The organism is Acinetobacter sp. NBRC 110496, assembly GCF_000876115.1.
Taxonomy (GTDB): Bacteria; Pseudomonadota; Gammaproteobacteria; order Pseudomonadales; family Moraxellaceae; genus Acinetobacter.
The window spans coordinates 1-13609 of record NZ_BBTF01000019.1; the positions used below are offsets into that span (position 1 = coordinate 1).

11 protein-coding genes are annotated in these 13609 nt (G+C 40.5%); 1 reads left to right on the plus strand and 10 read right to left on the minus strand.

What is annotated here, in order from left to right:
• The 8 genes from Aba26S_RS21655 to Aba26S_RS10965 all read right to left on the minus strand — a co-directional run.
• The coding region (locus Aba26S_RS21655; RefSeq protein WP_171248937.1) for a hypothetical protein at window positions 1-177 on the minus strand (177 nt) is incomplete at its 3' end.
• An 87-nt stretch (window positions 178-264) separates the two neighbouring features.
• Window positions 265-1038, minus strand: coding sequence for a Rossmann-like and DUF2520 domain-containing protein (locus Aba26S_RS10935; RefSeq protein ID WP_043971882.1), 774 nt, complete (start codon window positions 1036-1038; stop codon window positions 265-267).
• Between the two features lie 81 nt (window positions 1039-1119).
• Window positions 1120-2175, minus strand: a complete 1056-nt coding sequence (locus Aba26S_RS10940) for a hypothetical protein (protein WP_043971885.1) — start codon at window positions 2173-2175, stop codon at window positions 1120-1122.
• A 181-nt stretch (window positions 2176-2356) separates the two neighbouring features.
• Window positions 2357-3775: an OmpA family protein gene (locus Aba26S_RS10945; RefSeq protein WP_043971888.1), complete on the minus strand. Its 1419-nt coding sequence runs from the start codon at window positions 3773-3775 to the stop codon at window positions 2357-2359.
• A 247-nt stretch (window positions 3776-4022) separates the two neighbouring features.
• A complete protein-coding gene (locus tag Aba26S_RS10950; protein ID WP_043971890.1) occupies window positions 4023-4595 on the minus strand; it encodes a hypothetical protein in 573 nt (190 codons plus the stop codon).
• A 204-nt stretch (window positions 4596-4799) separates the two neighbouring features.
• On the minus strand, window positions 4800-6032 hold the full coding sequence (locus Aba26S_RS10955; protein ID WP_043971892.1) for a dihydroorotase: 1233 nt from the start codon (window positions 6030-6032) through the stop codon (window positions 4800-4802).
• A 12-nt stretch (window positions 6033-6044) separates the two neighbouring features.
• The gene (locus tag Aba26S_RS10960) at window positions 6045-7061 is read right to left on the minus strand and encodes an aspartate carbamoyltransferase catalytic subunit (protein WP_005242041.1); all 1017 of its coding nucleotides are present in this window, start codon (window positions 7059-7061) and stop codon (window positions 6045-6047) included.
• 248 nt (window positions 7062-7309) lie between these two features.
• Window positions 7310-7681: a hypothetical protein gene (locus Aba26S_RS10965; protein WP_043971894.1), complete on the minus strand. Its 372-nt coding sequence runs from the start codon at window positions 7679-7681 to the stop codon at window positions 7310-7312.
• 285 nt (window positions 7682-7966) lie between these two features.
• On the opposite strand from Aba26S_RS10965, the gene rlmKL reads away from it, so the two are divergent.
• Window positions 7967-10171, plus strand: coding sequence for a bifunctional 23S rRNA (guanine(2069)-N(7))-methyltransferase RlmK/23S rRNA (guanine(2445)-N(2))-methyltransferase RlmL (gene rlmKL, locus Aba26S_RS10970; protein ID WP_043971897.1), 2205 nt, complete (start codon window positions 7967-7969; stop codon window positions 10169-10171).
• Here rlmKL and Aba26S_RS10975 read toward each other — a convergent pair.
• Entirely contained in the window at window positions 10164-10604 is a 441-nt protein-coding gene (locus tag Aba26S_RS10975) for a hypothetical protein (RefSeq protein WP_005242048.1), read from the minus strand. The genes rlmKL and Aba26S_RS10975 overlap by 8 nt on opposite strands.
• Before the next feature lie 167 nt (window positions 10605-10771).
• On the minus strand, window positions 10772-13351 hold the full coding sequence (gene clpB, locus Aba26S_RS10980) for an ATP-dependent chaperone ClpB (protein ID WP_005242049.1): 2580 nt from the start codon (window positions 13349-13351) through the stop codon (window positions 10772-10774).
• Between the last annotated feature and the right edge of the window lie 258 nt (window positions 13352-13609).

Here is a 13609-nt window from a genome sequence, read left to right on the forward strand (position 1 = left end):
GTTGGTCGATAAGCAAATTAATTCTGCTTTAAAACCCGCATTCAGTTGATGCTGCCCATCAATCCGTTGCAGGAACACTTGAGTATTTAAATTGTGATTGGAAAACTGAATATGGATCGCACGTCTCTGTGCAGTAAGGCCTAGACGCTCTAACGCTTGAAATATATTAGCCAACATTTTTTATAAAATAAATAAATCAAATTTTAGGTATGGTATACAAAACAGACTGATTTGTCTATTTTGTATATTTATTGTTAAATCTCTTTAATGATGCCGTTTTAAAATGGATTCACTCATTAATTGATATATATTCCGTAGATCAGATCGATTCGATTCTGTTAATAACTGGCCATGCATACTTAATATATTTTGATCCCCTCGCATGGCCGGTCCTGTCTGCATATGCTTGGGATCATTGACTGTGGCTTTGTTTGCGGTCTCCAGAATCAAGGGATATAACAGGCTAAAATCCACCTGCTCGGCATCCACTACTTGCTTGGCCATGTCATAACAATAATTACTAAAATTGCAAGCAAACACCGCTGCCAAATGCAAAGTGAGTCGTTGTTTCGAGCTATATTGATAGACAAATTGGCTTAAACTGTTTGCTAAATCGGTTAATAAGGTTAAATCTTGCTGCTGCACTGCCTCAACAAATAACGGGGTATCCGACCAATTCACCGCTCTTTCCAGACTAAAAGTCTGTAAGGGATAAAAAACGCCTGATCGCACATGCGTTTGTGAAAGTATTGATAAAGCCGTACTGCCCGAAGTATGCACAATCAGATTATCAGGCAAATATGCTGCAATAGAATCCATCACACTGGAAATGGCCTGATCACTCACAGCAATCATCACCAAATCTGTTTGTGAGTTCAGTTGTCTGACATCGTTAATTGCTTGAGCATTGACTTGATTGGCAAGCACTTGCGCGCGCTGTAAATCCCGACTAAAGATTTGAACGATCTGATGCTGTAACTGCAATACTCTGGCTAAATGGGTTGCCACACGCCCTGCACCAATCAATGTAATTCGCATAATTTCTATTTACCTTCGTGATGACTCAAGCATGCCCAAAAAAAAAGGACGAATCAATTCGTCCTTTTGCTTGTTGTTCAATTAATTGACATTATTGAGATAAACAATGCGCTCAATGGTACGCTGCGTAAAGCATTTGGTATATTGCATGGCTTGGTCTTGTTGACGCATTGCCTCATTCCAGTAACCTGACTGCTTCTGATACGTTTCACGGTCTTTCTCAGGAATATCATAGACACTTTTCTGTGACAGCACCTTACAATCCACATCACGCTTTTCAAACCAGTCTGATTGATCTTGCTGCAATTGTGTCTTCTGTTCAGGCGTGAACTTATCCCAAGTCTGATTTAAACGCTCAACCTGTTTTGATTTTTCCGCATCCAGTTCTTTCTTACGGATATCCATCGCTTTTTGCGCCAAGTCCATTTGCGCCGAAGATTGCGCATTATATTCTTGTTGAGCCTTTTCACTATCTTGTTCTATCAGGCGATTTTCTTTTAGGTAGGCAACATACTGTACAGCCTTGGTTGCCATAAACACCACACCATCAATCACGGCATTTTGATCTGGAATATCGACAACTAAGCCATCTTTATCAGTTTTGGTTAGATTATAAGTAAAATCACCACGTAACTGATCATCCTCCAGAGTCAATGGATATTCACTGTCAGAGAAGTAATCACCTAAAGTATAAGTCGTTGTACGTGCTTCGCCCTCGCCATCGCCTTGATACTTTTGCGATTCAAGATAGGCATTTTCTGCACGCTTTTGCAGACCTTTCGGGAACGAAATAATTAATTGGCTATCACAGCTCAACAGTGTTTTTGAAGCAGATTGGGTTTCTGTCGCATCTAAAGTCCGAACATTTTTAATTTCGAATTTTAGCCCCTTATTGATTTTATCTAGAACATCATAATCGGCCTGATATTCACTTGCACGCAAACTACGTTCAATTTGCTTTAAATAGGCTTTCTTTAATGCGGCCTGAATATTATTCAGATTATCCTGATTGGTACAGCTCCACTCAGCAACGGCAGCGGCATCAGTATTTTCCGCTTTATCTTTGGGTTTGAACTTATCACAACCAGCTAATAAAACTGCTGCTGTTAATGTTGTGAATATAAAAAACTTATTCATATTAAGACCCTGTAATCTTGTTTTTTTCGGGCGTATTCTACTCAATTTAAATCTAGACTTTCGAGTCTTTTCTTTAATTTTATTTAAATCACTGCATATTCAAATTACAACACCAAATAAATAGCTAAAATAAAAGGAGTTATTGCAATAATAACTCCTTTTATTTTTTAAAGGATATCAGTTATGGGGTGATTGAAAACTCAATACGGCGATTTTTAAAACGTCCTTCCTCTGTCGCATTATCTGCAACAGGATTATCGGCACCATGTCCCACGGCTGTTAGTTGAGTTGCAGCAACGCCTTGGCTAACTAAATAGTCCACCACAGCTTGTGCACGTTTTTGCGATAACGTTTTATTGCTATCCGCGTTTCCGGTAGAGTCGGTATAACCTGCAACTGTCAATTTAGCATCCTTGATATTTTTCATTAAGGCAGCGGCTTTGTCTAAAATCACTTTATTTTCATCCGGAATCTTATTTGACCCTGTCGAGAAATTAATAATTTGCAGATTAAGAGCCTTAATCACAGCATTAATATCAACCTGATTTGCATCAATACTTGCCAATGCATCATGAGCGGCATTCAAGCTATTGCTGACAGAATCATCTGCATTGACAGGCGCATCAACCACGACCTCTGTATTTGGCACCAAAGCTTTGATCTTGCCCAGTAACTCATTCAATTTGTTCGTATCGCCACCTTTTAAAGTAATTTTATCCCCTACCCAATCCAAAGAAACATTTGGAACACCTTTCAGTAGGCCAAGCACACCAGCAAGTCCAGCCTGATCTGTAAATGTCGCCGCATGTGAGGTTGCCGTATCGACAGTACAATCCTGACTGCCCGAAAAAATCTCTTTTACTTTAGCCTGAATATTGCTTAGGAAGCCTTGATCACCGACCCCCACCTGACACTGCGCAACTTTAGCATTTGCATCCGTACTTAAACTCAAGCTTGCTGGAGCAGCCTCTGCCGCAGTCACCTGTGAAGCAGCTTTATCTTGATTATTTACAGGTACGGCCATTTGTTGGTGCTGACAAGATTTCCATAACCATGCAACCAATAGCGCTAAAATAATCAGCGCCACAATCGGCAGCCAAGCGCGTGATTTGGTTGCTGTTTCAGTTGTATTATTGGCAAAATTTGAAACGGGGACAGATGCATTGGAGACCAGTCCTAATGGCGCAAGTAAACCCAATGCCCATGCAGGTAAAAGTGAACGAATGGAGTCGGCATGCTGTTTTAAATAATTGACGATACTCTGAGAGTCATTGCCAGCCTCATTGGTCAAAGCAACAAGACTTTTCGGAATCGCTTGGTTTAATGTTTGTTCTGCTTCTGTAGTAGACAGTTGACCGTCCGTTAGATTCGATAAAAGCGCATTTTTGACTTGATCATTATGACCAAACAAATCGAATAAAGATGGTGAAATCGATTCCTTTAGTTTCTGAATCAGCTCTGGCTTTGCAGTCAAGACTGAAAGAAAAATCGGATAAAATTTGGATAACAGGTTACTTTTTTCATTAGCCAGACTATCTTGGCGACTTACAAGTACAGATGTTACTTGTTGCTTTAACAATTCCATTGGGTTTATTGACATTGTTATTCACTCCAATCAGTTAAATTTATAATATTCAGATCACTTAATAAATAATGCGAAGTACAAGCAAGCTGATGTTTTTTCATTCTAATCATTTGTTTAGTTTTTAGTCATTTTTAAATAATTTAAATACAATACTTACATCACACTTTACAAAACCGATCACAGACAAAGAGTTAGTGGCTGGCTCAGATTTATATTGAATTACTAGTGAGCCTGTCGACTTAGCGCTTAGATCAGTTATATGTCACTTCGTTATATGGTACAGAAACAGCAAAGAAAAACTGGCAAAAATCAAAGTAAGGAAAGGAAATAACCGATAAGATTTCTTTTCAGCAGGCAGTTCCACTGGTTCATGCATTGTTTCTAATAAAGGTTCTTTTCGCTCCACTTCATCCAATAACGCAAGCACCTCATCAGACCAATGAGGTAATAAGGCAAAGATTGATTCTTTATGCTCTCGAAGATAATGCAGAATACTGATTGCCTCATTTCCCACTTCGTTTGAGAGTACTGCCAAACTTTTAGGAATGGCTCGATTTAATGTGATCTCCACTTCTGTCACTGCAACTTTGCCTGCTGCCAACCTTATCAGTAATGCATTTTTTACTCGCTCGTTCCCTTCCAGCAAATCAAAAACAGAAGGCGTCAGTTTCTCTTTGAGCTGATCAATTAATTCAGGCTTATCTAGAAAAATAGATAAAAAAATTGGGTAAAATCTTGATAAAATATCATTTTTCTCATTAACCAAACAGGTTTGATCATTCACAATCATAGACGATACTTTTTGTTTAAGTAGCTCCATTGGATTCATAGACATATTATTAAGCTCCAATTATTTAAGTTTTAAATAATGTAATTCTCATTTTTATAATTTTATGTAAGGTATATCTCAATTTATTTTTTTACTTTAATCTATTTTTTTAATCTTTATCAGTTTTGTAAAATTTAAATACAATATCTACTTCACATTTAACAAAGCGGAATAAGACCTTGTCGCCTTATCCCGCTGTTTTAGTGCATTTTAGGCAAATGTATGAACAACTTTACCAGTCAACTGCTGTCCAAGTAGTGGTGTGTTTTTGCCTTGAGAAACGATTGTTTCTTTAGAAACAGTCCACTTTCGTTCAGGATCAACCAGAACCCAACCTGCTTCTTGTTGCCAGCGCTCAGTCATATTTGCAACTTGAGCCGGCGTTGAAGTCACTTTTTCGACCCACTCTAGTGGCGCAAAAACACCTTCCTCAATCAACTGTATCCCCAAAGCGACATAGGTATCAAAAGCGCTAATACCTGGCTGTGTTTCAGGAAATGGTGCCATTTTTGCAGAGCTGCTTAACGGCTCATGGTGCGTACAGATCGCATCAATTACCCCCTCTTTAACACCCTGACGTAACAAGTCCTTGTCTTGCTCAGAACGTAATGGTGGACGCACATGCGCAAGTGAATTAAAACCATCGGTCAGATGTTCAGTTAAGTGTAACTGATGCATGGCAACATCTGCCGTTACAGGTAAACCTTTGGCTTTTGCTGCACGAATCAATTCAACTGAAGCGCCACAAGACAAGAGTCCAAAGTGTGCTTTCACCCCTGTTGCTTCTATCATGATCAAGTATTTTGCAATCGCGACCGTTTCAGCAATCGCAGGTATCATCGGTAAACCTTGACGAGACGCAATAAAACCTTCATGGGCACAACCATCTTTGGCAATCTGTGGTTCTTCAGCATAGAACACCACCGTCAAGCCCAAGCCTGCCGCATATTCAAGGGTACGAATCACCACATCATCATTTTCAAATGCAGCATTGGCATTTGAAACCGCAGTACAACCACCTTTCTTCAATCCCGCCATATTGGCAGGTTGTTTACCATTCAAACCTTGGGTTTGTGCACCAATGATATGTAGGTAAATACCACCATCCAAATATGCTTTTTCAATCAAACCATGAATCAGAGCACCATTATCCTGCACAATTGGCTTCGAATCTGGTGGGGTGATGACATGCAAAATACCATTGGCACGCGCTGCTTTACCTTCAGATTTTAAAGTTCCATGTTGTTGTTGCCCAGGCTCACGTAAACGCGCACACAGATCAACCATGGTTGGCATTAACCATTTGCCTTGGCCGTCAATACTTTCATCGAACTGGCTTACTGTATCAGTCAGCTTACCATTTTCGATATAAACCGTTTTAACTTGATCTATGTTTTGAATTGGATCGAGCACACGGACATTTTCAATTTTTACAATACTCATGTGATCTATCCCTTACAGTGCAATCGCTTCAATTAAACCTTGTTCTTGTAACTGCCCTTGCATTGCAAGTGCCAGTACTGCCATACGAACAGCAATACCATTGGTGACTTGTTTCAAAATCACTGACTGATCGCCATCGGCAACACTCGAATCAATCTCGACACCACGGTTCATCGGGCCTGGATGCATCACAATACAATCAGGCTTGGCCAGTGCCAGACGCTCTTTGTTCAAACCATACATTTTGTAGAATTCAGCTTGTGAAGAGAGTGCTGGCGAGTCAATACGCTCATTTTGGATACGCAAGGCAATAATCACATCACAATCTTTGACACCTTCATCCATTTTATTAAACAGACGTACATGCTCGCCATATTCATTAAAACCCACTGGTAATAGAGTATTCGGCGCAATCACACGAATATCTTTACAACCCAGTGTCTGCAATGCAGCGACATTAGAACGAGCCACACGTGAATGCTTAATATCACCGATGATGGCAACACTTAACGCTTCAAATGGTTTTTTGGTTTCACGGCGGATGGTTAACATATCCAGCATCGCTTGGGTTGGATGCGCGTGGCGCCCATCGCCTGCATTAATAATCGCAACTTTTGGACACACATCTTTGGCAATAAAATGTGCTGCCCCAGAGGATGAATGGCGCACCACGAAGATATCTGCTGCCATCGCCTCCAGATTCCAGAGCGTATCACGTAAAGTTTCGCCTTTAGAGGTACTTGAACGTGCAATATCAATATTCAGGACATTGGCAGACAAACGTTTTGCTGCAGCCTCAAAAGTAGTACGGGTACGAGTAGAGTTTTCAAAGAACAGATTCATCACCGTTAGCCCTTCAAGCAACGGACGATTGATCAAATTATTATTTTCATCTAAAAAGCTTTGCGCTGTATCTAGAATCTTGGTTAAGGTTTCTTTGGAAAGACCTTCAATGGTTAAAAAGTGCTTGAGATTTCCTTGTTGATTGAGCTGGATCTGACTCAAAGTATGCAATGCCGCCAAGTGCATAAGAGATTCCTAACACGTTAAGTTAACGCATTATACAGACTTTGGATTTCATTCGCAGTTGAACTTTTCAGCACTTAAGTAAAAATCTTTTAGATTTTTTCATGATCTTATTTTCTAATTGCTCTAGATAAGATTACTTTTTGGTTTTTAAAATTGCGCTGCCACCTGCTAGTTAAACCACACAAATAAGGATGTCAGTACCTTGACTACATCCTTTGCTTATTTTATATTTTTTAATGACTTATAATCTATCTTAATGCACCAATATAGTGATGATGTACCTGTGCCTGATAAATTTCTTCATCAGTAACTTCCATGGAATAAGTTTCTAAAACCTCAACAGGCTGTTTCTCGGTCGCGGTTTTTGTCTCCACAACCAATGGATTTGGCTCAGGATATAAATCAATCAGTGAGCTTAAACGATGTACAAAACGTTCCAACTCTGGGTCCTGAGTTGTTAAAGCAATATCCAGCACATGCTTGGCATAATCTTTATTGTTAACCAGATACATTACATCGATTACACGTCCACAGACCCGTCTTAAACGGACATACATTTGAGTTGCAATCGTAAACGCTTCAGCATTGACCAATACTTCGTTTTTCATGCTTTCCTTCATAACATCCTCACAGCCATCAAATTAAAATTCTTAAATTTCATCAGTTTTAATTTAAATTACGTCACTGATGTACTGTGAATATAGAAGCAAAAGCTATACCAACTCTCTAATAAAGTTCAGAATAAAAATGATATATCTCACATTGCAAACAAATTAGGACAGCAGAAATTGAGCAAAAAATGTAATGAATCGCTGATAAAGCTAACAATCACACAAATATGCACCGACAGAACAAACAAAAATCAGTTAAAATAGCCAATTGCTAAAAATGTTTTGGAAATTTGAATGAACGCTAAACCACGTCTTACAGACTATTGGGTGACCTGTGCGGACGGGCTTGAAACCTTATTACAACAAGAGCTTGAAGATTTAGGCATTCAAAATATCCAACGTTTTGCAGGACGACTGGTTTTTAAAGGTAGCCTCGAAAATGCCTATCGCGTTTGTATGTGGTCTCGTCTTGCCTCTCGTGTACTTTTGCCGATTCATACACATGAGCTAGAGCATACGCATGATGCACGTGATGTCGCAGAAGAACTTTATGAGGGTGCAATCAGCTTTGATTGGTCACTGATTTTTGCACCACAAAGTACCTTTGCCGTTCGTTTGCATGTTGAACGTGAAATTAAGGTCAATACCCAATTCGCCACCCTACGTGTCAAAGATGGCGTGGTTGATTCCTTTATGGAAGCAGTGGGTAAACGCCCAAGTATCGATATTAAACAACCTGAAATTACCCTTTACGTTTTAGCTGGTAAAACAGAACACACCTATTGCTTAGATTTATCAGGCGATTCACTGCATAAACGTGGTTATCGTCATTTTATGACTGATGCCCCGATCAAAGAAAACTTGGCTGCAGCGATTCTGCAAAAAGCCCAATTAGCCCAGTATCAACCTGATATTATCCTTGACCCGATGTGTGGTTCAGGCACATTTATTATTGAATCACTCTTGATCTTGACCGATCGTGCACCTGGTTTAGTTCGTCGTTTTGGCTTCAATGGCTGGCATGGACATGACCGTGATCTATGGCTCTCACTCAAAGCTGAAGCAGCAGAGCGTCATCAAAAGGCTTTAGAACAACCTTTACCGAAATTCTATGCCTACGATGCGGATTGGGAAGCGGTCAAAGCCACTCGCCAAAACATCATTGCTGCTGGTTTTGAAAAGTTACTGGATCAGATCCAAATTGAAGAACGTACGCTGGCAGATTGGGATGACTTCCACGCCGAAGGCAAAAAAGCCTTTATCGTCACCAACCCGCCTTATGGCGAGCGCTTAGGTGATAAAGCGTCTAGCCGTTCATTCTATTTAGGTTTGTCTGGACTATTACAAAAGAATTTCCCAAACCAGTCTGTTGCTGTGATTGCAGCACAAATTGAACAGGCAGATGTACTTGCTATCAATGATCCTCAAACACTACGGTTGATGAATGGTAAACTGCCGATCTACATCCGTTTTGGTACAGTCAAACCTGCAACCGTCACCCAGCCTTTCCTCGCGAACTGGCAACCACAACAGTTTGAGAAAATTGAAGGTGCCGAAGACTTTACCAACCGTTTGCAAAAAAATATGCAAGCCTTGAAAAAATGGGCTGTAAAAGAAAATGTATTCTGCTTACGTTTATACGATGCGGATTTGCCTGACTTTAATGTCGCAGTTGACTTATATGGTGATAAATTACATGTGCAAGAATATGCACCACCAAAAAGCATTGACCCAGAAAAAGCTAAAAAACGCTTTAACTTGGCGCTTGCAGCGATTCGTGCTGTGACAGGTTTAGGCCGTGATGCCATCTTCATTAAAACCCGTGCACGTCAAGCAGGTAGTAATCAATACACTAAACAAAGTACCGCATCTAAACGTTTTATCGTACAAGAAGGCAAAGCGCGTATCTTGGTGAACTTGACCGACTATCTAGATACAGGGCTATTCCTTGATCACCGTCAAATTCGTTTGCGTATTGCCAAAGAAGCGCGTGGTAAACACTTCCTTAATTTATATAGCTATACCTCTACCGCAAGCTTACATGCTGCGCTCGGCGGTGCAGCCAGCACCACCAGTGTCGACTTGTCCAATACTTACCTAAGTTGGTCAAAAGAAAACTTTGTCTTAAACGGCTTGACTGTAGATCATGCCGATGAACAGCATATGTTCTTTGCCAGTGATTGTTTTGAATGGTTAAAAGAAGGTCATGAACAATATGACCTAATCTTCATTGATCCACCAACATTCTCGAATTCGAAAAAATTCTATGGAACTTTTGATGTACAGCGTGACCATGTATCCCTGCTCAAACGTGCAATGAATCGTTTAACCAGTGATGGAACCTTGTACTTCTCAAATAACTACCGTGGTTTTGAGCTGGATGAAGAAATTGAGGCGATGTATCAAGTTGAAGAAATCACCTCCGAAACGATTGGTCTAGATTTTAAACGCAATCAAAAAATCCACCGTGCCTGGAAAATTCAGCACCCTGCTATCTAACGACCAGTTCGGCTTTAACATCATCGTTATAAGTCACATGAACATTGCCTGAATCGAATTCGTAAATCATGTATCGATCAGACGGTTGCTCATGTGGCTTGATGGTGGCTATCCTCTTGTCTCTCGGATCAACCGCCATCACTTTCTTCTGTTCTTCATGCGGCGATAACACGCCACCCAAAATGGTGTTGACACGAATTTCGCCTAAGTACTTATCACTCAGGCTCCGTTGTGAGCGCCAACGTTCTTCCTCAGGTTTCAAGGCATCCTGTTGTGCTTTAATGAGAATACTGGGCAGCGCATTGTTCAGCATAGCGGTTTGTAAGGCAAGAGTTCCCTCATTCAATGGCTGAGCAGCATGCAGCATTGAAGTTAAGACGATCATCAACATAATTACACCAACACTTTTGCAATGATGTCTATTCTTTTCCATTGTAATTCATCCTGAATTTTTTTCTTATTTGTTCAGAAACTAGCAAGTTTTTTATAATGTCGCAATGTCATTGGTAATATTCCTGCAAAAATCTGACCAATTGCACCAATATAAAAAAAGATGGTGATTTGCATCACCATCTTTTTTGTCAATCCTTCACATTTAACTTAGCTCAGTTTTACTTTATCGAACACCAGATGACTACCTTCACCTTTGATCAAAATATTATCTCCAGGCTGGAACTCACCAGAGAGTATTTTCTGAGCCAAGTTATTTTCAACTTGCTGTTGAATTGCACGTTTTAGTGGACGCGCACCATATACCGGATCGAAACCAGCATCAATCAATATATCAAACGCCGTATCATCCACAGTTAAGCCCATATCACGATCACTCAAACGTGCACGTAAACGATCTAACTGAATATCCGCGATACCACGAATCTGTGCTTTTTTAAGTGAATGGAAGATCACCAGTTCATCAATACGGTTAATAAACTCAGGACGGAAGTGCTGCGTAACAGCATTCATGACTACAGTACGAACTTCATCATCTGTTGCCCCTTCACCCAGTTCACGCACATCTTGTGAACCCAAGTTAGAGGTCATCACAATCACCGTATTTTTAAAGTCGATAACACGACCTTGCGAATCGGTCAAACGTCCATCATCTAACACCTGTAGCAAGATGTTAAACACATCGGGATGCGCCTTTTCCACCTCATCAAATAACACCACACTATAAGGCTTACGGCGGACTGCTTCAGTTAAAACACCACCTTCTTCATAACCCACATAACCTGGAGGTGCACCCACCAAACGACTGACCGAGTGTTTTTCCATAAATTCGGACATATCAATACGAATCATGGCATCATCACTGTCAAACAAGAAGTTTGCCAATGCTTTGGTCAGCTCCGTTTTACCCACACCTGTTGGTCCAAGGAATAAGAATGAGCCGCTTGGACGGTTCGGGTCAGATAAACCTGCACGTGAACGACGGACTGCATTCGACACGGCAACCACTGCTTCATCTTGTCCAACCACACGGTTATGTAAGAACTCTTCCATATTCAGCAGTTTTTCACGTTCACCTTGCAGCATTTTCGCCACAGGAATGCCTGTTGCAGCACTGACCACTTCAGCAATTTCATTTTCGGTGACTTTGGTACGAATCAGCTTCGGCTCTTCATTTTCCTCAGCCACTTCGGCTTGTTCCAAACGCTTCTGCAATTCTGGAATCACACCATATTGCAAACGCGCTGCTTCTGCCAAATCACCTTCACGTTTTGCCTTCTCTAAAGCAACACGTGCCTGATCAAGTTCAACCTGCGCCTTCTTGTCACCTTCAACCAGTGTTTTTTCAGCTTTCCAGATTTCTTCCAGATCGTTGTATTCTTTTTGCTTCTCAGCAATTTGCTGCTCAAGATGATTGACTTCGGCTTTACTGCCAGCATCTTCATCTTTTTTCACTGCCTCCAATTGCATTTTCAACTGAATTAAACGGCGATCAAGTTTATCTAGAGCTTCTGGCTTAGAGTCGATCTCCATTTTGATACGAGATGCTGCTTCATCAATCAGATCAATCGCCTTATCAGGTAACTGACGATCGGTGATATAGCGATGTGACATCTTCGCTGCTGCAATAATAGCCGAGTCCAAAATTTGCACCCCATGGTGAGTGGCATATTTCTCTTTGAGACCACGTAAAATTGCAATCGTATCTTCAACACTCGGTTCATCGACCAATACTTTCTGGAAACGGCGCTCAAGCGCAGCATCTTTTTCAATATACTGACGATACTCATCCAAAGTGGTAGCACCAACACAACGTAATTCACCACGTGCTAACGCAGGTTTCAACATATTGCCTGCATCCATTGCACCATCGCCCTTACCAGCACCGACGAGTGTATGTAACTCATCAATAAACAGGATGATCTCGCCTTCATGTTTAGCAAGGTCTTTGAGTACTGCTTTTAGACGTTCTTCGAATTCACCACGATATTTCGCACCTGCAAGCAATGAACCGAGGTCTAATGACAATACACGTTTATTCTTCAGGCCTTCAGGTACTTCACCATTGACAATACGCTGTGCCAAGCCTTCCACAATCGCAGTCTTACCCACCCCAGGCTCACCAATCAATACTGGATTATTTTTGGTACGACGGGACAAAACCTGAATAGTACGGCGAATTTCATCGTCACGACCAATCACAGGATCAAGCTTGCCTGCTAAAGCACGTTCAGTTAAATCAATGGTATATTTATTCAGTGAGTCACGTTGATCTTCATGATTGTTGCTCATGACTTTGTCATTTCCTCGAATATTTTCAATTACTTTACGTAAATTCTCTGGTGTTACACCAACGCTGTTTAAAATCGTTTTGGTTTCACCCGTTTCCGCTAAACTTAACAACACCCAATCGGTAGATAAAAACTCATCTCCCGCCTTTTGTGCATAACGGTCAGCTAAATTCAAGGCCTTTACCGCTTCAGGATTCAGATTGATATCACCCGTAGGATTGGCCAAGGTTGGCGCATTTTGCAGGGCTTGTTCCAGTTTTTGCTTTAACTCTGGTAAACGAGCGCCCGCTTGTTGCAACAAACTCAGATTGGCAGGTTCTTCAAGTAAGGTAGTCAGGATATGAATTCCTGCAATTGAAGTATGATCCTTACCCATTGCCAATGATTGTGCATCTGAGAGTGCTTGCTGTAAGCGGTTTGTAAATTTTTCAAATCGCATTCTTGTTATTCCTCACAACAAATTTTTAACTTATCACTAAGATGGGAACGATTTTTAAAATTTCAAATAAAAATAATATATTTTTCAATATTTTATAAAAATATCAAGAGATAAAACTCAGTAATAATATGGGTGTATAAACAATCTATTTCAAGTATCTTTTGTATAATTTTTCTGTCTATTCTGTTTTGCACAAAATCCTTATTGTGATTTTAAGGCGAACGTTTTAGCTTAACGCTTTGCTTCAACTAAAAATGC